Raw genomic sequence first — 22,792 nt, 5'->3', positions numbered from 1 at the left:
AGTCCGTCATCCTCTTCGACCCACTCGGTCAGACGTTTATCCCCGTCATTCCCGCTTGCCGCTCTGCCGGCTCGCGCTTAGCTACAATGTTCATGGGCGAAGGGCGATCCCGGGGCAAGAGCGAGACGAGTCATGATGGCGTTGGCCACCGCGCCCGCCTGCGGCAGCGACTCGCGTCCGGACCGGATGGGCTGCTCGACCATGAACTGATTGAATATCTGCTTGCGCTCGCCCTGCCGCGCCGGGATACCAAGCCGCTGGCAAAGGCCCTGATCGCCCGCTTCGGCTCGTTGGGCGCCGTGCTCAGCGCCGATTGGGCCACGCTGATGCAGGTCAACGGCATGGGCGAGACCACGACCGCCGCGCTCAAGGCGACACAGGCCGCCGCCCTGCGGATGCTGCGCAACGAGGTGGCGGAGCGGCCGGTGCTGGCATCATGGCAGGCCCTGCTCGATTATTTGCGCGCCGACATGGCCCATCTCTCGATCGAGCGCGTGCGCGTGCTTCATCTCAACGCCCGCAACATCCTGCTGCGTGACGATCATATGGGGGACGGCTCGGTGGATGAAGCGGCCATCTACGCCCGGCAAGTTGCCCGGCGCGCACTGGAGTTCGGCTCTGCGGGCGTCATCCTCGTGCACAATCATCCCAGCGGCCTGCCCGAGCCGAGCCGGCAGGACATCCTCATGACTCGCGACGTCATCGCCGCGCTCAAGCCCCTCGGCGTGACCGTCCACGATCATGTTATTGTCGCGACCGAAGGTCACCGTTCAATGCGGGCCATGGGACTGATCTGAGGTTGCGGCACGCGGACGAGGCTCTGATCAATCGGTCGACGCGCACCCATCTGCGGACGATTCGCTTCATGTCGCCGCTACCACCCACCACGGACAGCATTGATTTTTATCGCTATATCTCAGTACCTTGAGTCATAGCCACCGCCCTCACCCGCGCGATTTGCCCGTTTCGCCGCAGCCTGCTAGGGGCAGCCCGTCTCCAATCTGTCTCATCAGGAACCCGCCTCATGGTGCCTCGTTACGCCCGCCCGCAAATGACCGCGATCTGGGAGCCAGAAGCGCGCTTCCGCATCTGGTTCGAGATCGAGGCTCATGCGACCGAGGCGCTGGCCGAGCTGGGTGTGGTGCCCAAGAGCGCCGCCAAGGCCCTGTGGGACTGGTGGGCAACCAATCCCTCCATCGACGTGCCCGCCATTGATGCTATCGAGGCCGTGACCAAGCATGACGTGATCGCCTTCCTGACCTGGGTGGCCGAGCAGGTCGGCGATGAGGCCCGGTTCATGCATCAGGGCATGACCAGCTCGGACGTGCTGGACACCTGCCTCAACGTGCAGCTTGCCCGCGCGGCCGATCTACTGATCGCCGATCTCGATGCGCTGCTGGAGGCGATCAAGCGCCGCGCCTTCGAGCACAAGCTGACCCCGACCATCGGCCGCAGTCACGGCATCCACGCCGAGCCGGTCACCTTCGGCCTCAAGATGGCGGAAGCCTATGCCGAGTTCTCCCGCTGCAAGGCGCGCCTGATCGCAGCGCGTGAAGATGTCGCCACTTGCGCCATTTCCGGCGCGGTCGGCACCTTCGCCAATATCGATCCCAAGGTCGAAGAGCATGTCGCCGCCAAGCTTGGCCTCACGGTCGAGCCAGTCAGCACGCAGGTCATCCCGCGCGATCGCCACGCCATGTTCTTCTCGACGCTGGCCGTGATCGCCGGCTCCATCGAGCGGCTGTCGGTCGAAGTGCGCCATCTGCAGCGCACCGAGGTGCTGGAAGCCGAGGAATATTTCTCGCCCGGCCAGAAGGGCTCGTCGGCGATGCCGCACAAGCGTAACCCGGTGCTCACCGAGAATCTGACCGGCCTTGCCCGCATGGTGCGCGCTTATGCCCTGCCCGCGCTGGAAAATGTCGCGCTCTGGCATGAGCGGGACATCTCCCACTCCTCTGTCGAACGCTTCATCGGCCCCGACGCCACGATCACGCTCGACTTCGCCCTAGGCCGGCTCACGGGCGTGATCGACAAGCTGCTCGTCTATCCCGAGCGGATGATGAAGAACATGAACCGCATGGGCGGCCTCATCCATTCGCAGCGCGTGCTGCTGGCGCTCACGCAAGCCGGTGTGAGCCGCGAGGACAGCTATGCGATGGTCCAGCGCAACGCCATGCAGGTGTGGCAGTCGGACGGCGCACAATCGCTGCTCGATCTGCTCAAGGCCGACCCGGCCGTCTCCGCACATCTCTCCGGTCCGCAGCTCGAGGCACTGTTCGACCTCGACTATCACCTGAAGCATGTCGACACGATCTTCACGCGGGTGTTTGGAACCGCCGACTGACACGCCCGTTCCGGAAGCTCCCATGTCCGCAGGGAGGCGTTGAACTGCGCCCCTAGGCAAGCCGTCCCGGCGCGCTTATGGTCAGGCTCTACGGACCAAGCAGAGGAAGAGAAGCCATGCAGTTCCTCCGGACAGCCTTCTGGGTCGTACTGGCGATCATCATCGTCATTTTCAGCTTCGCCAACTGGACCCCCGTGATGATCAATCTGTGGGGCGGTCTCCAGCTTGAAACCAAGCTGCCGGTGCTCGTGATCGTCGCGTTTCTTGCCGGCTCGCTGCCCTTCTGGGCACTGCACAAGGCCACGAAATACCGGATGCGCCGCCGGCTCGACAGTGCCGAGCGTGCCTTGGCCGCCTCTGCGCCCGTCGCGACGGCACCGGTGATCCACACGACGGACCACAGTGCCGCACCCGATCACATCACGCCCGCGGGGCTCGATCCCGCACCCCCCGTACGGACCATCGACGTCCGGGTAGACGACGATCATAAACCGGCAGGCAGAACCGATATTCCATGACCAGCATTATCTACATCGCCATCGACACCCCCTCCCTGCCTCGTGCGCAGGAGCTGGTTCAAAAGGTCCGCAATCATGTCGGCGGCATCAAGCTGGGGCTGGAATTCTTCTGCGCCAATGGTCACCACGGTGTGCATGAAATGCGCAAGTTCGGCCTGCCGATCTTCCTCGACCTAAAGCTCCATGACATTCCGAACACGGTCGCAAAGGCGGTACAGTCGCTGCATGCGCTTGAGCCGTCGATCATTACCGTTCACGCTGCCGGCGGTCGCGCGATGCTGGAAGATGCCAAGGCTGCGGCGGGGGTCCACACCAAGGTCGTTGCAGTCACCACATTGACCAGCCTCGACCAGACTGATCTGGATGAAACCGGTGTCCACGGCACCGCGCAGGAACAGGTCGATCGGCTCACCCTGCTCTCGAAGGAGGCTGGGCTGGACGGGATCGTCTGTTCCGGTAACGAGGTCGCTCGCGCCCGCAAGCTGTGGCCGGCCGGCTTCTTCGTCGTTCCGGGCGTTCGCCCCAGCGGCGCCAGTATGGGCGATCAGAAGCGCGCGGTAACGCCGCGCGAGGCACTGGATGCCGGGGCCTCGCTGCTGGTCATCGGTCGTCCGATTACCCAGTCGCCCGAGCCTGACCAGGCCGCTCGCGAAATCGAGGCGACGCTTTAGGCGGCGTGGACGAATTCGCGGTGGTGCTCCACGGCGGCTATTCCTGATCGATCTGGGCGTTTTGTTTTTCGGCCAGTGAACTGGCCGGACACGACGAAGTGACAAACAGACCGCCCCTCCTCTTTAGAGGAGGGGCCGGGGGTGGTGGTGATGCGGAGCATCGCTCTGTCAGTGAATATCTGCGAGGTTGCTGCACCACCCCAACCCCTCCTCTAAAGAGGAGGGGCTAAGTGGGGCTCCAGACTTCCCGACTCCACTGCAGGAGTGTCCGGGCAACTCGGCGCTCATCGCCCACGACTCCGGCGTAGATCCGGCCCTTTGCCCGAGCAACTTCCCACCGCAAATACGCAAAACCTCGTATCAACAGCAGCGACCCGCAGGCCGATCACTCGCTTTGCGACGAGGTGCTGCACAGGTTGGTGCGAGTCGGGTCAAGACCCGGTTCGCCCACCATGGCTCCCTCACGCAAAGGGGTGACATGGGATTTAACCACATATGACAGACACTAACGCGCTGCGCATGAGCAAGCGTGATCTGCTGGCGCTCATCGGCACGACGGCGGGCGCATCGGCCATGTATATGGCCATGTCGAGCCTCGGTCAGGCGCAGGCCTCGACGTTCAAGGGACCGATCAAGCTGGAGGGCGGCGCCAAGGGCGCAAGCGTGCTCATTCTGGGGGCCGGCGTCGCGGGGATGACCGCCGCGCTGGAACTCAGCCGCGCCGGCTACAAGGTTCAGGTGTTGGAGTATAACGATCGCGTGGGCGGCCGCTCCTGGACGCTCAAGGGCGGCGATACCTACACTGAACTCGGCGGCGCGACGCAGAAGTGCGACTTTGCGCCCGGCAATTACATCAATCCCGGCCCGTGGCGCATTCCATGGCACCACCATGGCATCATGCATTATTGCCGCGAACTGGGCGTGGCGCTCGAGCCGTTCATGCAGGTCAATTACAACGCCTATGTCCACTCGACGAAGGCGTTTGGCGGGGCGCCGCAGCGCTACCGGCATGTGCAGGCGGATTTCTACGGCCATGTCAGCGAATTGCTCGCCAAGGCGGTGAACAAGAACGCGCTGGCAGACACGCTCAGCAAGGAGGATGGCGACATCCTGCTCGAATCCCTGCGAAACTGGGGCGCCCTCGACAAGGACATGCGCTATGTGAAGGGCCGCGAGTCCAGCAACCGCCGGGGCTGGGAAAAGCAGCCGGGCGGCGGCCTGACTGCCGAGCCAATCCCCTCCGAGCCGATGACCGCCGAGACCGTGCTTCGCTCACGCCTGTGGCGCGCGATCGGCGGCAACCTCACCTGGGATCATGAGTTCGCCATCTTCCAGCCGGTTGGCGGCATGGAAATGGTCGCCAAGGGCTTTGAGCGGGCCGTGGGTCATCTGGTCCGCCTCAACAGCAAGGTCACCGCGATCAAGCAGGGCGGGAAAGGCGTCACGGTCGATTATGTCGACACCAAGTCCGGCGCCGCCGCGCAGGCCAAGGCGGATTGGTGCATCTGTACCATTCCTCTGCCGATCCTCGCGCAGATCGACATGAATGTCGGCCCCAAACTGGCCGGGGCGATCCGCGCCGTGCCCTACTCGACCAGCGTCAAGGTCGGGCTGGAGTTCAAGCGACGCTTCTGGGAGCAGGATGACCAGATTTACGGCGGCATCACCACCACGGATTTGCCAATTTCGCAGATCAGCTACCCCAGCAGCAATTATGGCGCCAGCGGCCCGGGCGTGCTCCTCGGCGCCTATACCGGCGGCTCGACCGGGTTCGAGCTGACTGCTTTGCCACCGGAAGAGCGCGTCAAGCGTGCGCTCGAATGGGGCGCGCAGATCCATCCGCAATATAAGGCCGAGTTCATGAACGGCGTGGCCGTCGGCTGGCACCGGGTGCCCTGGGTGCTCGGCTGTTTCGGGCAATGGACCGAAGAGGCCCGCGCCGAACATTATCGGGATTTGTGCGAATTCGACGGGCGGATCGTCCTTGCCGGCGAGCATGCCTCCTATATCGGCGGATGGCAGGAGGGCGGCATCACCTCCGCCGTCGATGCAATCACGCGGCTCCACCAACGTGTCACGGCGAGCTAATATCATGAAAATCAGAACCTTGGCCTTTGGCCTCGCCGCAGGCATTCTCGCCGGCTCGGTGTCCGTCGCACTCGCGCAGGATGCCGCCCAGCCCCGCAGGGGCGATCCCGCCGCACTGGTCGCTCAGCAAGGCGATGCAGATGGCGCGTTCGTGATGCCGGGGCGGTTCAGCGAGCCCGACGGCGAAAAATTGTACCGGAGGGTCTGTGCCGCCTGCCACATGCCGGACGCAGCCGGCGCAACGGGCGCTGGCAAATATCCCGCGCTCGCCAACAACCCCAATCTCGCCGCCAGTGGCTATCCTATGCTGGTGACGCTCAAGGGCCTGAACGGCATGCCGCCGGTCGGGGAGATGATGACGGACCAACAGGTCGCCAATGTGGTGAACTATGTCCGCACGCATTTCGGCAATCATTATGAGGACGCGATCACCGCCGAGGACGTCAAGGCGATGCGCTGAGCCGGTGCAGGCCTCGCCCCTTAACGGCGGGGCTTGCGCGTCGGCGCGTGGAAGTCCGCTGGCTTGCCGGCGACCCAGCGCAGAAAGGCAGCGAGCGCGGGATCGCCGCGCAACGCCGCCTGATCGCGCCCCATGCGCGCCAGCTGGCCATTGCTGAAATGCGCGTGGATTGCGCGATGGCAGATCGGATGCAACGGCACCGTCTCCCGGCCGCCCTTGGCCTTGGGCACGGGATGATGCCATTCGATGCGTGCGCCCAATGGCCGCTCGCACAGCCAGCATGAATCAGGCGTGCGCTCCAACGCGTAGCTCAGCGCGCCAGCTTTTCCGCCCGCACCCGCCACGCGTCGGCGAGGACGCGGGTCTCGGCCAATTGTGCGACGCCCGCCGGATCGGCCTTATGTCCGCCTGCGATCAGCAGGTTGAACACCCGCGCAATCGGCCAGTCTTCCAAGGGGCGCTCCAGCAGGATCATCGCATCGCCCGCCTTGGCCTCACCCTGCTCGATCACGCGCAGATAGAGACCGCAATGGCCGCTCGCGATGGCCTGACCCAGCACGTCTTTGCGGCCGAAGCGCGCGTTGAGCTTGGCGCAGGGCTGGCGGCCGTGGCTGATCTCCAGCACAGCGCTGCCCAGCGCGAACCGGTCTCCCAAGCACAGATTGGCTTCGGTGGCACCACGCGTCGAAATATTCTCACCAAACGCGCCCGGCCCGTCGAGCAGCGGATGATCGTCGAGCACGCCGCGCCACCAGGCATAATGCTCATGCGGCACGAGGTGGACAGCCTTGTCATGTCCGCCATGATGAACGGGATCGGCGACACTATCGCCCTCCAGCCCCAGCCAGCCGATCCGGACCGGCCCGCGAACGGATCGTTTGCCCATGGCGCTCATCACGCCCGGCGCCAGCAAGGCCGGCGACCCGACCAGCAGCGCGTCAACGGAAAGGGAAAGGGATGGCTCGTCCATGTCCTGTCATGGCACGACCCTTGTGAGTCGCGCCAGTGCAACAACGGACGGACAAGTTCCCGCCGATGGTGCAGCAGCACTTTGACCGCACGGCCCGCCTCGCTATAGGGCCCCGATGCTCCCCAGCGACCTCCGCATTGCCTTGTTCAGCGGCAACTATAATTACGTCCGCGATGGCGCCAATCAGGCCCTCAACAATCTGATGGCCTCTGCGCTCGCGAGCGGCGCCAGCGTGCGCGTCTATTCCCCCACCATCGATCCACCGGCGTTCGAACCGGCTGGCGAGCTGGTGTCGGTGCCGAGCTGGTCCATGCCGGGCGGCCGGGGCGAATATCGGCTCGCCAAGGGGCTTTCAGCGCAGACTCGGGCGGACCTGGCAGCTTATGCCCCCAATATCGTCCATGTCTCCGCGCCGGACATTCTAGGGCATCGCGCATCGAGCTGGGCGCGGCGAGAGGGCATTCCCTGCGTCGCCTCCCTGCACACCCGCTTTGAAACCTATCCGCGCTATTATGGCCTTGGCGTCATCGAACCGCTGCTGGTCCGCCTGCAGACGCGCTTCTACAATCGCGTCGACCAGGTGATGGTGCCAAGCGGCAGCATGGCGACGCTGCTGCGCGAATGGGGCGTGACGACGCCCATCGGCATCTGGTCGCGCGGCATCGATCATGCCCGGTTCAACCCGCAGCGGCGGGACAATGGCTGGCGGCGCTCGCTCGGCATCGCCGATGACGAGATCGCGATCGGCTTCCTTGGGCGGCTTGTTCTGGAAAAGGGCCTCGGCGTCTTTGCCGATGTGATCGCGGCGCTCAAGGCGCGCGGCGTGCGTCATCGGGTGCTGGTGATCGGCGAAGGACCCGCGCGCCAGTGGTTTGCGGAGCGGGTACCGGAGGCGGTGTTTGCGGGTTTTCAGGGCGGCGATGACCTCGGTCGGGCGGCCGCCTGCATGGATATCTTCTTCATGCCCTCGGTCACCGAGACTTTTGGCAATGTGACGACCGAAGCCATGGCGGCGGGCGTGCCGGTGGTCGCTGCCCGCGCCACAGGCGCGATTGATCTGGTCGCGGACGGTGAGACCGGCTTCCTCGTTCCGCCGCGCGACGTGCAGGCTTATGCCGACGCCATCCAGCGTCTCATCGAAGATCCCGCCTTGCGCGCAGCGGCGGGGCAAGCCGGGCATCTGCGGGTGCAGGATTACAAATGGGATCAGGTGAACGCCGCGATGATCGAAACATATTGCGGCTTGGCGAAACGCCGGGCCGGCTGAGCACACGGCGACGAAGACTGAGTGTGACGGCCTGCAACCGTTCATCTCTCGGCGCGTTATGTGTCCGATGAGACAAAGGCCGCCCCTGCCCCGAATTGCGCCATTCCTTTCGCCGCGGCTCGCAAGATCACGCGTTGTATATTGCCGGCACGCGCTGTAAATTCACGACAATGTCTTTCGATACTGATCCCGGCGTGGCGGAAATCCCGACAACAGCCGCGGTTCAGCCAGTGGCCTTCCATCAAGTCCTGAAGAAAGAGACGCGCGCGGATCACGACGAAGTCGACAGCCTGTTCAGCCAGTTCGATCTGACGAGCCGTGCGAGTTACGGCCGCTTTCTGTCTGCCCATGCTGCAGCGCTGGTGCCGCTCGAGCGCTGGCTGCGTTCAGCCTCGCCCAATATCGACACATCCGCGCGCGTGCGGGCCCTGACGGCCGACCTCGACGCCTTGGGCCAGGCCGTTCCCGAGGCCGAGCCGCTGACATGGGCCCCGAGCACGGCGGCTCATTGGGGTGCCGCCTATGTGACGGAAGGCTCCCGCCTTGGCGGCGCGATGCTCGCGCGCCGCGTGCCTGACGATCTTCCGCGTGATTATCTGAGCGCCGTGCATCCCCAAGGCGCGTGGCGCGCCTTCATCGCCGCTCTGGAAGATCAGGCCCTGACTCACGGCCCCGTCTGGCAGCGCGAAACCCGCGCAGCAGCGACCCGGACCTTCGCCCTTTACCGAAATTGCGCCATCGCGATGGGAGCCAGACTTGGCCAATGATCCTGCCGGCTTTCGGGTCGATCTCACCAACTGCGACCGCGAACCGATCCATATTCTCGGGACGATCCAGCCGTTCGGTTTCCTGTTGGCGGTCAGTGCCGATTGGATGATCGGGCGCGTCTCGGACAATATCGCCGCGTTCACGGGCAAATCGGCGGATGCGCTGCTGGGTTCCAAGCTCACCGATCTCATCACGCCCGCTGCCCAGCATGACATCCGCAACCGGATCTCGATGCTGCGCGGCAGTGATTCCGTAGAGCGCCTGTTCTCGCAGCCGCTGTTCGACGATGGCAAGCTCTACGATGTCGCCGTGCATTTCTCGGGCAACAGCATCGTCATCGAATGCGAGCCCGCGCTCGAAGATCCAGGCGAAGCGGCGACGCTCGTGCGCACGCTCATGTCGCGCCTCGCCCAAGCCGATACCCTCACCTCCTTCATTCGCGAGAGCGCCCGGCAGGTGAAGGCGATCACCGGTTTCGACCGGGTGATGGTCTATCGCTTCGATGCCGAGGGCTCGGGCGAGGTCGTGGCCGAGGCCCTGAGCGCTGGCGTCGACAGCTTCCTTGGCCTGCATTACCCCGCATCGGATATTCCGGCACAAGCGCGCCAGCTTTATGTGCGCAACCCGTTCCGCATCATCGCTGATGTGAATGCAGAGCCGGTGCCGATCGTACCGCAGACCGATCCCAGCGGCGCGGTCCTCGACCAGTCGCTCTGTCTGCTCCGCGCGGTTTCGCCCATCCATGTCGAGTATCTGCGCAACATGGGCGTCAGCGCGTCGCTGTCGATCTCGATCATTGTCGAAGGCAAGCTCTGGGGTCTGTTCGCCTGCCACCATTATCAGCCGCGCCTGCCTGGCCTCGCCATGCGTACGGCTGCTGAACTGTTCGGCCAGATCTTCTCGCTGATGCTCGAGAGCCGGGAACGCAGCGAGAATGCCGGCTATGAGTCGCGCGCACGCGGCGCCACCGATCGCTTGATGGCCTCCATCGCGCAGGATGGGAACCTGCTGCGGGACGCGGACTGGCTCGGCGAAGTCGTGTTCGATACCATTCCCGCCGATGGCGTTGGGGCTTATGTTGACGGCTCTGTCTCGCTCAGCGGCCTGACGCCCTCGCGCGAGCAGTTCATAAGCCTCGTCTCCATCCTCAATCAGCTTTCGCACGGCGAGGTATTTGCGACGGACTGCATTTCATCCGTCCTGCCCGAGGCGGCCGCTTATGCGGATGTCGCCGCCGGCCTCATCGCCATCCCGCTGTCACGCAAGCCGCGTGACTATGTGGTCTTCTTCCGCAGCGAGCAGATGCGCTCGGTGCGCTGGGGCGGCAACCCGGAGAAGCCGGTCGAACTCGGCCCTAATGGCGACCGGCTGACCCCGCGCAAGAGCTTCGAAAGCTGGTCGCAACTGGTGAAGGGCCGCAGCCTGCCGTTCACCACGGTCGAGCGCCGCGTTGCCGAAGCGCTGCGGGTCGGCATGCTGGAAGTGCTCATCCGCCTGTCCGAGAGCGCAGGCGAGGAGCGGCAGCGGGCGCAGGAGCGGCAGGAGCTGCTGATCGCCGAACTCAATCACCGCGTGCGCAACATCCTCTCGCTCATTCGCGGCCTCGTGTCGCAGACCCGCGACGGGGCGGCCAGCGTCGAGGATTTCACGCGCAATCTGGACGATCGCCTGCAGGCGCTCGCCCGTGCGCACGATCAGGTGACGCGCGATCGCTGGGGTCCGGCGCGGTTGCGAGATCTTATCGACATCGAGGCCAATGCCTTCCTGCGCGACAAGCGCACCAATGTGGAAACCAAAGGCGCCAACATCCTGTTGCAGCCGGTCGCCTTCACCGTGCTCTCGCTGGTCTTCCACGAGCTCATGACCAATGCCGCCAAATATGGTGCGCTCTCCGATAGCGGCACGGTACTGATCAGCTGGCAGCAGGACGAGGATGGCAGCCTGTTGATCGACTGGTCCGAACTCGGCGGGCCGGCGGTCACCCCGCCCTCCCGCCGCGGCTTTGGGTCGACGGTGATCGAAAAGACCGTCCCGCACGATCTGGGGGGCGATGCGAAGATTCACTACCGACTGAGCGGTGTGAAGGCGCATTTCTGCATTCCCTCCCGCTTCGTGGCCGGCGTCGCGCCGGAGGACCGAATCGACGCGACGGACGGCGCGTCTGCCGATCTGCGCGAGCCGGCGAAGCTGCCGCTTGCCGGGCAGCGCGTGCTGCTGGTGGAAGACAGCCTCATCATCGCGCTCGACGGGCAGGACGCGTTGATGGAACTCGGCGCCGAGAAGGTCGAGGTCGCCTCCAGCGTCACCGCTGCCCTGCGCGCCTGTGCGACCGTCCCGCTCGACGTCGCCATGCTCGATTATAATTTGGGCGCGGAGACCAGCGAGCCGGTCGCCAGGGCTCTCGCCGAGCGCGGCATCCCGTTCGTCTTTGCAACAGGCTATGGCAGCGGCTTGGATTCCTCGCGCTTCCACGCCGTGCCGATCGTCACCAAGCCTTATGGCACGGCGCAGATCGCAGCCGCTCTTGCAGAACTGAAGACCGAACCGGCGGACTGATCGCGCCGGTTCGAACTCTCAAGACCAGGGGAAGCTGAGCGGCGCCTCACGGAACGCGAAGCGATCGAGATGGCGGGCGACCGTGTTTTTGAGGCCTTCGAGATGCTCCGGGCTGCTGGCGTCGATGGTCACGTCGAGCGTGTCGGGTTGCGCGACCATCGTCACCAGAGCGTCGGCAGGCCAATCGGCGCCGCGCGCGTCGCGCGGAAACACGATCGTGCCGCGCTCGGGTGTGAACTCCACCTTGAGGTTGTGCGACCAGTGCTTGCACAGTTGCTGGAGGTAGCGGCTGCCGCTCTGCGTGGGCACCTTGGCTGTTGCGCTGTTCATGAGATTGTCTTTCTGTTGGTGGCTCCACCGTCCGGCGGTGGGGCGATTGGAATTATGCTGTGCAGTCTTACAACCGCTCGATCTTCCGCGCTGCCTCATCGAGGATCGCGGCGATTTCGTGCGGCAGATCGTCTGTGGTCTCGCCTTCGCGCAGCCGGCCCATCAGAGCCGTTTTGAGATTGCCCATGGCGCGGCGGACCGGGCCGCTGTTGGATCGATGTTGCTCGGCGCCAAGACCGGCGAGCCGGTCCATCAGGCCGCCGATCTCGTCGGCCTTCTCGGCAAGATGGGCCTCGCCTGCGGGGGTAATCGCGTACAGCTTACGCGCCCCTTCGCTCTCGCTGTCGGCGATGAGGTCCATTTCCGCAAGCAGGGTGAGCGTGGGATAAACGACGCCGGGGCTGGGCGCATAAGCGCCGCCGGTCAGTTCCTCGATCGCACGGATGAGGTCATAGCCGTGGCGCGGCCCCTCGCCGATCAACTTGAGCAACACGAGTCGTAACTCGCCGCCATCAAACAGGCGTCCGCGTCCGCGACGGCCGCCGCGCGGACCGCCATGGCCGCCCTGCCCGTCCCACTCTGCGCCGCCCCAGCCGCCGCCGAAACGACCGCCCCGGCCCATCATGGCCTTGAGCGCGTGACGGTGCCCATTCGGGCCGCACCGTCCATGTGTGCGTGTGTGAAACATCAATGATTCAATCCTTCCAAAATTCAGATTGATCTAAGATATATCTTAGACTGATTTTCACAAGGCCCCTTTTGCAATTTTTTGAGCATGCCTGCGAATGGCCCGTCGTCCGGTGCAAGCTGGCCCGTGCAACCGGTGACGGGCCGGCCTATATGAGTCCGCATGTCTGATCTCTTCGGCGGCCTTGCCGCCGCCTCCAGCCCTGCCGAGCCTCGCGCGGATGCGCCGCTGGCCGACCGTCTGCGCCCGCGCACGCTTGATGACGTGGTCGGGCAAGACCACCTCACCGGTGCTGACGGCGCCATCGGGCGCATGGTCGCGGCGGGACGGCTCTCCTCAATGATCCTGTGGGGACCGCCGGGCACCGGCAAGACCACGCTAGCGCGCCTGCTGGCCGAAGCGGTGGACATGCGCTTCGCGCCGATCTCTGCGGTCTTTTCCGGCGTGGCGGACCTCAAGGCTGCCTTTGCCGCCGCGCGCGACGCCGCCCGCGCCGGGCAGCGCACGCTTCTGTTCGTAGATGAAATTCATCGCTTCAATCGCGCGCAGCAGGATGGCTTCCTGCCTTATGTCGAGGATGGCACCGTCACGCTGGTCGGCGCCACCACCGAAAATCCGAGCTTTGCTCTCAACGCGGCGCTGCTCAGCCGCGCGCAGGTGCTCATCCTGCGCCGGCTGGACGAGACCGCGCTCGATACGTTGATCTCCCGCGCGGAAGCCCTGACCGGCGCACCGCTGCCGCTGACCGACGATGCCCGCGCCGCGCTCGTGGCTTCAGCTGATGGGGATGGCCGCTTCCTGCTCAATCAGGTGGAGACGCTGCAGGGCATCGGCCTCACCGAGCCGCTGGACCCGGCGGGCCTTGCCGCCCTTCTTCACCGCCGGATGCCCGTCTATGACAAGGATCGCGACGGGCATTACAATCTGATTTCCGCGCTCCACAAGGCACTGCGCGGCTCCGATCCGCAGGCCGCGCTCTATTATCTCGCGCGGATGCTGGTTGCCGGAGAGGAACCGCTTTACGTCCTGCGCCGGCTGGTGCGCTTCGCCAGCGAAGATGTCGGCCTGGCCGACCCACAGGCGCTCACCCAATGCCTCGCCGCCAAGGATGCATACGAGTTCCTCGGCTCGCCCGAGGGCGAACTGGCGATCGTGCAAGCCTGCCTGTATCTCGCGACCGCGCCCAAATCCAACGCCGCCTACAAGGCGCAAAAAGCGGCCTTTGCCAGCGCCAAACAAACCGGATCGCTGATGCCGCCCGCGAACATCCTCAATGCGCCGACCAAGCTCATGAAGGAGATCGGCTATGGCAAGGGCTATAGCTACGATCATGATGTGGAAGGCGGCTTCTCAGGCGACAATTACTGGCCCGAGGAGATGGCGCCGCAGACCTTTTACGCGCCCACCGAGCGCGGGTTCGAGAAGCGGATCGCCGAGCGCATCGCCTGGTGGGATGAGCGTCGGCGCGACTTGCGCGGTGACTGATCCCGCCCGCCACCCGTGAGCCGCTTCCGCCATTTCGCCGCAATCGACTGGTCGGGCGCACAGGGGCCGCGACAGCCGGGCATTGCCGTCGCCATCTGCGACGCGGATAGCGGCGCTGGCCCGGCGCTGGTCCGCCCCGGCCACATCTGGTCACGCCCCGACGTGCTCGACTGGATGCGCCGCGACATGCCGCGCGAGACGTTGGTCGGCCTTGATCTCGGCCCGTCCCTGCCCTTCGCCGACAAGGGCGCCTTCTTCCCGGGCTGGGATCGCACTCCACCCAACGCCCGCCAACTCTGGGCGCTTGTCGAGGACATCTGCGCCGACGAGCCGCATCTGGGGGCTGGCGCCTTTGTCGATCACCCGGAGGCCGCGCGGCATTTCCGGCGCCATGGGGGCCGGGAAGGCGATCTGTTCGGCGGGGGACGCGGGCGGCTGCGCCAGACGGAGCTGGCCCAGCAGGCGCAGGGCCTCAACCCCTGCAGCAACCTCAATCTCGTCGGCGCCGCCCAGGTCGGCAAATCCAGTCTAACCGGGATGCGGGTGCTGCACCGTATCCGGGCGGACATGCCGGTCTGGCCGTTCGACGCCGACCCCGGCTCGGGCAGTCTGATCGTGGAAATTTACACCAGCCTTGCCGCGCTCGCCGCCGGCAAGCGCAAGGGCCAGACCAAGGTTCGCGAGGCCGAACTGGATGCCTGCCTTGCGCGTCTCGCCAGCGGGCCGCATCTACCGTTCGCTGGCCGGTACAGCGACCATGCCACCGATGCGCTGCTCAGCGCGGCCTGGCTGCGGCTGGTCCATGGCGAGCCGGCCCTGTGGGCACCGCAGGCGCTGACGCCAGAGTTGGCGCGGACGGAAGGCTGGACGTTCGGCGTGTTTTGACGCGCAGGCGACAGCGCGGCCGGCCGAGCTAAACTATCACCCCTGCAAAGATCGCTTGATTGCCGGAATCATGCCTTCCGGCTTAAACCCCTCTTGTCCGGAATGACGGGAGGCGCTGCCGCCCCAGCCCGGAACGCGGCTTTTGATGTTTGTCAGCTTGCTCCGCGTCACCAACCGCTAAAGCGCACGAATCCCACGCGACAACGCCGGCTTCGTGCTCCGTATTGGAGAAACGATATGGCTATCCGTTCCATTCCCCGCCGTAGCCGTAATCATGCCCAGCGAGCCGGCCGCGCGCTGGCGCCGCTTCCGCACCCGAGCTGGCGACTGGCGCCTGCGGCCCCGCACGACTCGCCGCCCCTCGCCAGTGCCAGTGACTTCTGGTCGCGCCTCGGCCTCTGACGCTCATCTCGAGAGGCCAATGACGATGAAGCGCGCGCTTGTGATTCGGCACGTCCCCCATGAGGGCATGGCGGGATATCGGGAGCCGGTGGAAGCGGCCGGCTATGCGATCGACCGGATCGATGTGACCGACCCCGCCTTCGCCACGCTCGACCTGCGAGAACCCGATCTGCTCATCATGATGGGCGGGCCGATGGGGGTGTATGAGCAGGATCGCTATCCGTGGATCGCATGCCAGCTGCGCCGCCTGGCGCTGCGGCTGGCGGCCGACCGCCCCACGCTGGGCGTGTGCTTCGGCGCGCAGATGATCGCGGCGGCGCTCGGCGCGAAGGTCTATCCCGGCCCGGTCAAGGAGGTCGGCTTCCATTCGGTCAAGGTCAACGATGCCGGTCACACCGGCCCGCTCTGCCATCTTGTCGACGTGCCGGTGCTGCACTGGCACGGCGACACGTTCACCCTGCCGGAAGGCACCCAACTGCTTGCGTCCAGCGACCGCTATACGCATCAGGCCTTCCGGCGGGGACAACATGTACTAGCCCTACAATTCCATGCCGAAATGGGCGAGGATGCGCGCTTCTACCAGTGGATGGAGGAATGGCCGGAGGCTGCGGCGGAATCCGGCGGCTGCAACGACAGCCTGCGCGCCGCGCATGATCGGCTCGGGCCTCGGGCTGTCTCCGCCGGGCGCGCCATGCTCGGCGACTGGCTGGCGGGACTGAAAGCGCCCGCGTGATCCCCGCATCACCAGTCTGACCAGCGCCCAAGCCGTGAGTGCACACCGCCTTTTGCAAGCCTCTCGCAACAACGCGATCCAGCGGTTTGCGCTTGCCAGCCGCGCAAAAAATAGGCAGTAACACAAACGAATTTCAGCAACGAAAGAAGACTTGGGAGACCCGCGCGCATGAGAGACGCCAAAGCCGATCGGCTGGACGAGATCATCGCGAGCCATAGCCGCCGCGAAGGGCCTCTTCTCCCCATCCTCCATGACGTGCAGGCCGAGTTCGGCTGCGTGGACGAGGCGTCCAAGCGCCAGATCGCCCTCGCGCTCAACCTGAGCCGCGCCGAAGTGCATGGCGTGGTGAGCTTTTATCATGATTTCACCGCCGAGCCCAAGGCCGCGCCGGTGCTCAAGCTGTGCCGTGCGGAATCCTGCAAGGCACGCGGCGTCGAAGCTCTGGTCGATGGCGCGGTTGCCGCGGCCGGCGAGCGCGTGAAGATCGAAACCATTTATTGCCTCGGCCTGTGCAGCGTCGGCCCCAATGCGATGATCGGCAATGCCGTTCATGCCCGGCTGGACGCGCCCAAGCTCGACAAGCTGATCCGGGAGATTGCCTGACATGGTCATGGTGCGCATTTCTGACGACGCGCTGGCCATCGCTTGCGGTGCCGACGCGGTTGCCGATGCCTTTGCAAGGGCGGGCGTGACCGTCGAGCGGGTTTCGAGCTGGGGCATGCAGTGGCTGGAGCCGCTGGTGGAGATCGACGGCAAAGGCTTCGGCCCTGCAACGGCCGATGATGTTGCGGCGATTCTGGACGGCTCGTCGCCGCTCGGCATCGGCGTGATTGCCGAGCATCCGTTCATTGCCAAGCAGCAGCGGCTGACGTTCGCCCGCGCCGGCAAGACGCGCCCGACCGAGCTTGCGGACTATGAAGCGACCGGCGGCTGGAAAGGCCTCGCCCGCGCCCGCGAGATCGGCGCCGAGGCGACGGTCGAGGAAGTCGTGGCCTCGGGCCTGCGCGGTCGCGGCGGCGCCGGCTTCCCCACCGGCATCAAGTGGCGCACCGTCGCGGCTGCGGTAGCGGACCAGAAGTACATTGTCTGCAATGCCGACGAAGGCGATAGCGCGACCTTCGCCGACCGTATGCTGATGGAGGGCGACCCCTATTGCCTGATCGAAGGCATGGCGATTGCCGGCCTCGCGACCGGCGCGACCAAGGGTTATATCTACGTCCGCTCGGAATATCCCCACGCCATCGCCAAGCTGGAAGAAGCGATCCGCCGCAGCGCGCATCTCGTTGCGCCGTTCATGCTGGAAGTCCGCGTCGGCGCCGGCGCTTATGTGTGCGGTGAGGAAACCTCGCTGCTCAACAGCCTTGAGGGCAAGCGCGGCGAAGTGCGCGCCAAGCCGCCAATCCCGGCGCTGGTCGGCCTGTTCGGCAAGCCCACCATCGTCAACAATGTGCTCAGCCTTGCGGCTGTACCTTACATTCTGGCCGAGGGCGCCAAGGCCTATGCCGATTATGGCATGGGTCGCTCGCGCGGCACGATGCCGATCCAGCTTGCCGGCAACATCAAGCATGGCGGCCTTTACGAAACGGCGTTCGGCATCACGCTTGGCCAGCTCGTCAACGAGATTGGCGGCGGCACGGACGACGGCTCGCCGGTCAAGGCCGCGCAGGTTGGCGGCCCGCTCGGCGCCTATCTGCACCCGGACCAGTTCGACATTCCGTTCGATTATGAGGCTTATGCCGCCGTCGATGCGCTGATCGGCCATGGCGGCATCACCGTGTTCGGCGAGGGCGCGGACATGGCCGGCATGGCGCGCTTCGCCATGGAATTCTGCGCGGCGGAAAGCTGCGGCAAGTGCACGCCCTGCCGCATCGGCTCGGTACGCGGCAAGGAACTGATTGACCGGATCATGGCGCGCGTGCCGCGCCAGCGCGATACACTCGAGGGTCTGCCGCAGATGCACAACGCCCCCACCGCGCCGCGCAGCCTTGAGGACGAGATCGTCCTTCTGGAAGATCTGTGCGAGACGATGAAGTTCGGTTCGCTCTGCGCTCTGGGCGGCTTTACGCCCTATCCGGTGATGAGCGCGCTCAAGCACTGGCCCGAGGATTTCGGCGCCCGTCAGAGCCTCCCCGAGGCGGCTGAATGAGCTGCTGCGTCGGCCTGCTTCCCATCGATCGCGCGGCCGTTCTCGGCGCAGTGATCGCTGGCGGCAAGTCGACGCGCTTCGGCAGCGACAAGGCCGTGGCGCCCTTCCATGGTCGCGCTTTGATCGACCATGCCATCGACGCCGTGGCCGCACATAGTGCGCAGACAATCATGGTGGGGCGTGAACATGACGGCGTGGCCAGCATCGCCGATCAGCCCGCGCCGCACATGGGGCCGCTTGCCGGACTCGCTGCGGCCTTGCTCGAAGCGCAGGCGCGCGGGCTCCCCGCCGTGCTGAGCGTGCCGTGCGATGCCATCGATCTGCCGCAAGACCTCTTGCAGCGCCTGTCCCCATACCCAGCTTATGTCGAGAGCCTGCCGGTGATCGGCCTGTGGCCCGCCTCGGCGGCCGGCGACGCGCTCGACATCCTCAAGAGCGAGGGCGTGCATTCGATGAAGGCCTTCGCCAACCGTATTTCCGCGCGCGCCGTGCAATTGCCGCGCGAACCTGTTAATATCAACACTGCTGCTGACCTGGAGAGAGTTGAACGTCATGGGCTATGAACCTCAGGCCGATTTCGGCACGCCCGCTTCCACATCGGAGAAGATGGTCACGCTGACCATCGACGGTCGCTCCGTCACCGTCCCGGAAGGCACGAGCGTGATGCGCGCGGCTGCCGAATGCGGCGGCGACATTCCCAAACTCTGCGCCACGGACAGCGTGAAGAGCTTCGGCTCCTGCCGCCTCTGTCTGGTCGAAGTCGACGGGATGCGCGGCACCCCCGCTTCCTGCACCACGCCGGCGATGGATGGCATGACCGTTCACACCCAGAATCCGCGCCTGCAGAAGCTGCGCAAGGGTGTGATGGAGCTCTACATCTCCGATCACCCGCTCGACTGCCTGACCTGTTCGGACAATGGCGACTGCGAACTGCAGGACAATGCGGCCGCCGTCGGCCTCCGCGATGTGCGTTATGGGTACACGGGCGACAATCATCTGGGTCTCCAGAAGGACACGTCCAACCCCTATTTCGATTTCGACCCCAGCAAGTGCATCGTCTGCTCGCGCTGCGTGCGCGCCTGTGACGAGGTGCAGGGCACCTTCGCGCTCACGATCGATGGCCGCGGCTTCGGCTCCATGGTGTCTGCGGGTGTCGCGTCCGACGATTTCCTCTCTTCCGAATGCGTGTCGTGCGGCGCCTGTGTGCAGGCCTGCCCCACCGCCACGCTTCAGGAAAAGGCGATGGTCGAGATCGGCAAGCCCGAGCGGGCCGTCGTCACCACCTGCGCCTATTGCGGCGTCGGCTGCACCTTCCGCGCGGAAATGCGCGGTGAGCAGCTAGTGCGCATGGTGCCGTGGAAGGACGGCAAGGCCAATCGCGGCCATAGCTGCGTCAAGGGCCGCTTCGCCTGGGGCTATGCCAACCATCAGGACCGCATCACCCAGCCGATGATCCGCAAGAGCGTGGACGATCCCTGGCAGGTGGTGAGCTGGGACGAGGCGATTTCCTACGCCGCGTCCGAGATCAAGCGCATCAAGGCCACGCATGGCCCACGGTCGCTCGGCGGCATCACCTCCTCGCGCTGCACCAATGAGGAAACCTTCCTCATCCAGAAGATCATCCGGGCAGGCTTCGGCGCCAACAATGTCGACACCTGCGCGCGCGTCTGCCACTCGCCGACGGGCTACGGCCTGAAGACGACCTTCGGCACGTCCGCCGGCACGCAGGATTTCGATAGCGTGATGGACAGCGACGTGATCCTGATCATCGGCGCCAACCCGACGGACGGCCACCCGGTGTTCGCGAGCCGCATGAAGCGCCGGCTGCGTCAGGGCGCCAAGCTGATCGTCATTGATCCGCGCCGGACGGACATGGTCAAGTCGCCACACATCGCTGCGCAGCACCATCTTGCGCTGCAGCCCGGCACCAACGTCGCCGTGCTGACCGCCATGGCGCATGTGATCGTCACCGAAGGCCTGGCCGACGAGGCGTTCATCCGCGAGCGCTGCGACTGGGACGAGTATCAGGACTGGGCAGCGTTCGTTTCGCAAGAGCGCAACAGCCCCGAGACGCTGGAGCCCGTGACCCGCGTGCCCGCCGAGGAACTGCGCGGCGCGGCCCGTCTGTTTGCGACCGGCGGCAATGGCGCCATCTATTATGGCCTCGGCGTCACCGAGCACAGCCAGGGCAGCTCGACGGTGATGGCGATTGCCAACCTCGCCATGGTGACCGGCAATATCGGCCGCCGCGGTGTGGGCGTGAACCCGCTGCGTGGCCAGAATAACGTGCAGGGCGCCTGCGACATGGGCAGCTTCCCCCACGAGCTCTCCGGCTATCGCCACATCAGCGATGAGGAGACGCGCAAGCTGTTCGAGGCGGATTGGGGCGTCACGCTCGACGCCGAGCCGGGCCTGCGCATCCCCAACATGCTGGATGCCGCGCTCGATGGCTCGTTCCGCGCGATCTACATTCAGGGCGAGGATATTCTCCAGTCCGACCCCAACACCGCGCATGTCGCCGCTGGCCTCAAGGCCATGGAATGCGTCATCGTGCAGGATCTCTTCCTGAACGAGACCGCGAACTACGCGCACATCTTCCTGCCCGGCTCGACGTTCCTCGAGAAGGACGGCACCTTCACCAATGCCGAGCGGCGCATTCAGCCGGTCCGCAAGGTGATGGAGCCCGCCAATGGCTATGCCGACTGGGAAGTCACCCAGTTGCTCGCCAACGCGCTCGATCTGGGCTGGAGCTATACCCATCCGAGCGAAATCCTGGCCGAGATCGCCCGTCTCACCCCGTCCTTCGCGGGCGTTTCCTGGGCGCGTCTGGAGCGCGAGGGATCGTTGCAGTGGCCGGTCAAGGACGAGACGCATGAAGGTTCGCCGATCATGCACGTCGAAGGCTTTGTGCGCGGCAAGGGCAAGTTCGTCGTCACCGATTATGTGCCGACCGACGAAAAGACCGGCCCCCGCTTCCCGCTGTTGCTCACCACGGGCCGCATCCTCAGCCAGTATAATGTCGGCGCGCAGACACGGCGCACCGGCAACACGGCCTGGCACCCTGAGGATCTGCTGGAAATCCATCCGACCGATGCCGAGAATCGCGGCCTCAAGGATGGCGACTGGGTAAAGCTCTCCAGCCGTACCGGCGAGACGACGCTGCGGGCGACGATCACTGAGCGGGTGGCACCGGGCGTGGTCTACACCACCTTCCACCACCCCGCCACGCAGGCCAATGTCGTGACCACCGAATATTCGGACTGGGCCACCAACTGCCCCGAATACAAGGTGACAGCCGTCCAGATCACGCCTTCCAACGGCCCGACCGATTGGCAGGAGGATTATAACAGCTGGTCCGAACGCTCGCGGCGGATCGTGGCCAGCCTGACGGCTGAAGCGGCGGAGTAAGCATCATGGAAGCCAGCCGCCTCATCTATATGGCGAACCAGATCGCGCGGAATTTCGAAGCGTTGGGCCACGATCAGGCGGCCCTCGCCACCGCCGACCATATCAAGATGTATTGGGACCCGCGGATGCTCGCCGGGATCAAGGCCGTCGACCCCGCCGACATGTCGCCGCTCGCCGCGCGCGCCATCGCCATGGTGGATGGGCCGGTGCCGCACATGACGCGGGCCACCGAATTCGCGAGCGCGGATGAGAACGATCCTGGCTACAACGACGCCGGCTGACCTCGTCGCCCTTCGACCGGATGGCTCCAGCCGTCCGGTCGCGCGCCCTTTTGCGCCGGAAGTGCCGGTCGCGCTGGAATATAACGGCCTTTCCTATGCCGTGATGATGGCCAGTCCGTTTGATCTGGACGACTTCATCACCGGTTTCGCGCTGACCGAGGGCCTGGCCGCGCAACCGGGCGATGTCACTGACATCGATATCGTCGAGACCGATCTCGGTTGGATCGCGCGTGCGACCATCACCTCACTGGCGCTCGAAAAGCTTGAAGAGCGCGTGCGCACGCGCGTGGCCGAGTCGAGTTGCGGCCTGTGCGGCATCGATAATCTGGAAGCCGTTTCGCGTGCCCTCCCCCCGGTCGCCGCGCATGAGGCGCTCGCACCGGCGGCGATCTTCGCGGCGCTGGACGCCTTGCGGGCGCATCAGCCGGGCAATCGCGCCACAGGCGGGATGCACGCCGCTGCCTTTGTCGCGCAGGATGGCACAATCCTGATGGCCCGCGAGGATGTCGGCCGGCACAATGCGCTGGACAAGCTCGTCGGCGCCATGGCCCGCGCAGGGCAGACAATGGACGCCGGCTTCGTGCTTTCCACGGCGCGCTGCAGCTATGAGATCGTGGAGAAAACGGTCCGCGCCGGCGCCCACACCCTTGTGACCATCTCGGTCTCAACCAGCATGGCGGCAGCGCGGGCCGAGGCTGCGGGCCTCTCGCTCTATGCGCTGGCCCGGCCGGACGAAGTGCTCCGCGTCACGGCGGGCTGACCGTCTCGCCCCCCTGCCCTCGTCACATCAGT

Annotated in this window: 23 protein-coding genes; 19 read left to right on the top strand and 4 right to left on the bottom strand. The window is 65.4% G+C overall.

Annotated elements, in window-relative coordinates:
* The first annotated feature begins 92 nt into the window (after positions 1 to 92).
* From radC to M2335_RS08235, 6 genes are all read left to right on the top strand, one after another.
* Complete coding sequence (gene radC / locus M2335_RS08260) at positions 93 to 797, top strand: RadC family protein (RefSeq protein ID WP_264594368.1); 705 nt, start codon at positions 93 to 95, stop codon at positions 795 to 797.
* A gap of 227 nt (positions 798 to 1,024) precedes the next feature.
* Entirely contained in the window at positions 1,025 to 2,344 is a 1,320-nt protein-coding gene (gene purB / locus M2335_RS08255; protein WP_264594367.1) for an adenylosuccinate lyase, read from the top strand.
* Positions 2,345 to 2,460: 116 nt separating this feature from the next.
* Positions 2,461 to 2,862: a hypothetical protein gene (locus M2335_RS08250; protein ID WP_264594366.1), complete on the top strand. Its 402-nt coding sequence runs from the start codon at positions 2,461 to 2,463 to the stop codon at positions 2,860 to 2,862.
* Positions 2,859 to 3,533, top strand: coding sequence for an orotidine-5'-phosphate decarboxylase (pyrF, locus tag M2335_RS08245; RefSeq protein WP_264594365.1), 675 nt, complete (start codon positions 2,859 to 2,861; stop codon positions 3,531 to 3,533). The genes M2335_RS08250 and pyrF overlap by 4 nt, the downstream gene beginning before the upstream one ends.
* Before the next feature lie 495 nt (positions 3,534 to 4,028).
* The gene (locus tag M2335_RS08240) at positions 4,029 to 5,621 is read left to right on the top strand and encodes an NAD(P)/FAD-dependent oxidoreductase (protein ID WP_264594364.1); all 1,593 of its coding nucleotides are present in this window, start codon (positions 4,029 to 4,031) and stop codon (positions 5,619 to 5,621) included.
* A gap of 4 nt (positions 5,622 to 5,625) precedes the next feature.
* Complete coding sequence (locus tag M2335_RS08235; RefSeq protein WP_264594363.1) at positions 5,626 to 6,081, top strand: c-type cytochrome; 456 nt, start codon at positions 5,626 to 5,628, stop codon at positions 6,079 to 6,081.
* A 20-nt stretch (positions 6,082 to 6,101) separates the two neighbouring features.
* Here the strand turns inward: M2335_RS08235 and M2335_RS08230 are convergent, their stop codons facing one another.
* Positions 6,102 to 6,383 carry an HNH endonuclease gene (locus tag M2335_RS08230; RefSeq protein WP_181559887.1) on the bottom strand — a complete coding sequence of 94 codons (282 nt, stop codon included), beginning with the start codon at positions 6,381 to 6,383 and terminating at the stop codon, positions 6,102 to 6,104.
* An 8-nt stretch (positions 6,384 to 6,391) separates the two neighbouring features.
* Positions 6,392 to 7,051, bottom strand: a complete 660-nt coding sequence (locus tag M2335_RS08225; RefSeq protein WP_264594362.1) for an MOSC domain-containing protein — start codon at positions 7,049 to 7,051, stop codon at positions 6,392 to 6,394.
* A 115-nt stretch (positions 7,052 to 7,166) separates the two neighbouring features.
* On the opposite strand from M2335_RS08225, the gene M2335_RS08220 reads away from it, so the two are divergent.
* From M2335_RS08220 to M2335_RS08210, 3 genes are all read left to right on the top strand, one after another.
* Positions 7,167 to 8,318, top strand: coding sequence for a glycosyltransferase family 4 protein (locus tag M2335_RS08220; RefSeq protein WP_264594361.1), 1,152 nt, complete (start codon positions 7,167 to 7,169; stop codon positions 8,316 to 8,318).
* Between the two features lie 194 nt (positions 8,319 to 8,512).
* Entirely contained in the window at positions 8,513 to 9,085 is a 573-nt protein-coding gene (locus M2335_RS08215) for a biliverdin-producing heme oxygenase (RefSeq protein ID WP_264594360.1), read from the top strand.
* The gene (locus tag M2335_RS08210; protein ID WP_264594359.1) at positions 9,075 to 11,642 is read left to right on the top strand and encodes an HWE histidine kinase domain-containing protein; all 2,568 of its coding nucleotides are present in this window, start codon (positions 9,075 to 9,077) and stop codon (positions 11,640 to 11,642) included. The genes M2335_RS08215 and M2335_RS08210 overlap by 11 nt, the downstream gene beginning before the upstream one ends.
* Positions 11,643 to 11,660: 18 nt before the next feature.
* Here M2335_RS08210 and M2335_RS08205 read toward each other — a convergent pair whose 3' ends face one another.
* Together M2335_RS08205 and M2335_RS08200 are read right to left on the bottom strand one after the other, a co-directional pair.
* Positions 11,661 to 11,972, bottom strand: a complete 312-nt coding sequence (locus M2335_RS08205; RefSeq protein WP_264573025.1) for a DUF2218 domain-containing protein — start codon at positions 11,970 to 11,972, stop codon at positions 11,661 to 11,663.
* 67 nt (positions 11,973 to 12,039) lie between these two features.
* A complete protein-coding gene (locus M2335_RS08200) occupies positions 12,040 to 12,660 on the bottom strand; it encodes a PadR family transcriptional regulator (RefSeq protein ID WP_413716109.1) in 621 nt (206 codons plus the stop codon).
* Between the two features lie 162 nt (positions 12,661 to 12,822).
* Here M2335_RS08200 and M2335_RS08195 point away from each other — a divergent pair, with 162 nt between their 5' ends.
* The 10 genes from M2335_RS08195 to fdhD all read left to right on the top strand — a co-directional run bounded on the left by M2335_RS08195 (position 12,823) and on the right by fdhD (position 22,760).
* A complete protein-coding gene (locus tag M2335_RS08195; protein ID WP_264594358.1) occupies positions 12,823 to 14,145 on the top strand; it encodes a replication-associated recombination protein A in 1,323 nt (440 codons plus the stop codon).
* Positions 14,146 to 14,160: 15 nt separating this feature from the next.
* Positions 14,161 to 15,030 (top strand): hypothetical protein, encoded by an 870-nt coding sequence (locus M2335_RS08190; protein ID WP_181559894.1) that lies wholly within the window; start codon positions 14,161 to 14,163, stop codon positions 15,028 to 15,030.
* Positions 15,031 to 15,267: 237 nt separating this feature from the next.
* Positions 15,268 to 15,432, top strand: coding sequence for a hypothetical protein (locus M2335_RS08185; RefSeq protein ID WP_264585216.1), 165 nt, complete (start codon positions 15,268 to 15,270; stop codon positions 15,430 to 15,432).
* A gap of 25 nt (positions 15,433 to 15,457) precedes the next feature.
* Positions 15,458 to 16,165 carry a glutamine amidotransferase gene (locus M2335_RS08180; RefSeq protein WP_264594357.1) on the top strand — a complete coding sequence of 236 codons (708 nt, stop codon included), beginning with the start codon at positions 15,458 to 15,460 and terminating at the stop codon, positions 16,163 to 16,165.
* A 168-nt stretch (positions 16,166 to 16,333) separates the two neighbouring features.
* Positions 16,334 to 16,768, top strand: a complete 435-nt coding sequence (locus M2335_RS08175; protein WP_181559896.1) for an NAD(P)H-dependent oxidoreductase subunit E — start codon at positions 16,334 to 16,336, stop codon at positions 16,766 to 16,768.
* A gap of 1 nt (position 16,769) precedes the next feature.
* The gene (locus tag M2335_RS08170; protein ID WP_264594356.1) at positions 16,770 to 18,311 is read left to right on the top strand and encodes an NADH-ubiquinone oxidoreductase-F iron-sulfur binding region domain-containing protein; all 1,542 of its coding nucleotides are present in this window, start codon (positions 16,770 to 16,772) and stop codon (positions 18,309 to 18,311) included.
* Complete coding sequence (locus M2335_RS08165) at positions 18,308 to 18,874, top strand: molybdenum cofactor guanylyltransferase (protein ID WP_264594355.1); 567 nt, start codon at positions 18,308 to 18,310, stop codon at positions 18,872 to 18,874. The genes M2335_RS08170 and M2335_RS08165 overlap by 4 nt, the downstream gene beginning before the upstream one ends.
* On the top strand, positions 18,864 to 21,719 hold the full coding sequence (fdhF, locus tag M2335_RS08160) for a formate dehydrogenase subunit alpha (RefSeq protein ID WP_264594354.1): 2,856 nt from the start codon (positions 18,864 to 18,866) through the stop codon (positions 21,717 to 21,719). Before M2335_RS08165 ends, fdhF begins: the two co-directional genes overlap by 11 nt.
* Before the next feature lie 5 nt (positions 21,720 to 21,724).
* Entirely contained in the window at positions 21,725 to 22,000 is a 276-nt protein-coding gene (locus M2335_RS08155) for a formate dehydrogenase subunit delta (protein WP_264573033.1), read from the top strand.
* Positions 21,966 to 22,760: a formate dehydrogenase accessory sulfurtransferase FdhD gene (gene fdhD / locus M2335_RS08150; RefSeq protein WP_264594353.1), complete on the top strand. Its 795-nt coding sequence runs from the start codon at positions 21,966 to 21,968 to the stop codon at positions 22,758 to 22,760. The genes M2335_RS08155 and fdhD overlap by 35 nt, the downstream gene beginning before the upstream one ends.
* Positions 22,761 to 22,792: the final 32 nt, after the last annotated feature.

The sequence above is a fragment of the Sphingobium sp. B12D2B genome, assembly GCF_025961775.1.
Lineage (GTDB): Bacteria > Pseudomonadota > Alphaproteobacteria > Sphingomonadales > Sphingomonadaceae > Sphingobium.
This window is presented reverse-complemented; position numbering and strand designations above follow the sequence as displayed.

What these genes read in the sequence shown, in the direction of transcription:
- M2335_RS08195 (WP_264594358.1), top strand. Translation starts at nt 12,823, where the DNA reads ATGTCTGATCTCTTCGGCGGCCTTGCCGCCGCCTCCAGCCCTGCCGAG.
- M2335_RS08205 (WP_264573025.1), bottom strand. Translation starts at nt 11,972, where the DNA reads ATGAACAGCGCAACAGCCAAGGTGCCCACGCAGAGCGGCAGCCGCTAC.
- fdhD (WP_264594353.1), top strand. Translation starts at nt 21,966, where the DNA reads ATGAGAACGATCCTGGCTACAACGACGCCGGCTGACCTCGTCGCCCTT.
- M2335_RS08170 (WP_264594356.1), top strand. Translation starts at nt 16,770, where the DNA reads ATGGTCATGGTGCGCATTTCTGACGACGCGCTGGCCATCGCTTGCGGT.
- M2335_RS08165 (WP_264594355.1), top strand. Translation starts at nt 18,308, where the DNA reads ATGAGCTGCTGCGTCGGCCTGCTTCCCATCGATCGCGCGGCCGTTCTC.
- M2335_RS08155 (WP_264573033.1), top strand. Translation starts at nt 21,725, where the DNA reads ATGGAAGCCAGCCGCCTCATCTATATGGCGAACCAGATCGCGCGGAAT.
- M2335_RS08225 (WP_264594362.1), bottom strand. Translation starts at nt 7,051, where the DNA reads ATGGACGAGCCATCCCTTTCCCTTTCCGTTGACGCGCTGCTGGTCGGG.
- M2335_RS08240 (WP_264594364.1), top strand. Translation starts at nt 4,029, where the DNA reads ATGACAGACACTAACGCGCTGCGCATGAGCAAGCGTGATCTGCTGGCG.
- M2335_RS08185 (WP_264585216.1), top strand. Translation starts at nt 15,268, where the DNA reads ATGGCTATCCGTTCCATTCCCCGCCGTAGCCGTAATCATGCCCAGCGA.
- pyrF (WP_264594365.1), top strand. Translation starts at nt 2,859, where the DNA reads ATGACCAGCATTATCTACATCGCCATCGACACCCCCTCCCTGCCTCGT.
- fdhF (WP_264594354.1), top strand. Translation starts at nt 18,864, where the DNA reads ATGGGCTATGAACCTCAGGCCGATTTCGGCACGCCCGCTTCCACATCG.
- M2335_RS08250 (WP_264594366.1), top strand. Translation starts at nt 2,461, where the DNA reads ATGCAGTTCCTCCGGACAGCCTTCTGGGTCGTACTGGCGATCATCATC.
- M2335_RS08180 (WP_264594357.1), top strand. Translation starts at nt 15,458, where the DNA reads ATGAAGCGCGCGCTTGTGATTCGGCACGTCCCCCATGAGGGCATGGCG.
- M2335_RS08235 (WP_264594363.1), top strand. Translation starts at nt 5,626, where the DNA reads ATGAAAATCAGAACCTTGGCCTTTGGCCTCGCCGCAGGCATTCTCGCC.
- M2335_RS08175 (WP_181559896.1), top strand. Translation starts at nt 16,334, where the DNA reads ATGAGAGACGCCAAAGCCGATCGGCTGGACGAGATCATCGCGAGCCAT.
- radC (WP_264594368.1), top strand. Translation starts at nt 93, where the DNA reads ATGGGCGAAGGGCGATCCCGGGGCAAGAGCGAGACGAGTCATGATGGC.
- M2335_RS08220 (WP_264594361.1), top strand. Translation starts at nt 7,167, where the DNA reads ATGCTCCCCAGCGACCTCCGCATTGCCTTGTTCAGCGGCAACTATAAT.
- purB (WP_264594367.1), top strand. Translation starts at nt 1,025, where the DNA reads ATGGTGCCTCGTTACGCCCGCCCGCAAATGACCGCGATCTGGGAGCCA.
- M2335_RS08200 (WP_413716109.1), bottom strand. Translation starts at nt 12,660, where the DNA reads ATGTTTCACACACGCACACATGGACGGTGCGGCCCGAATGGGCACCGT.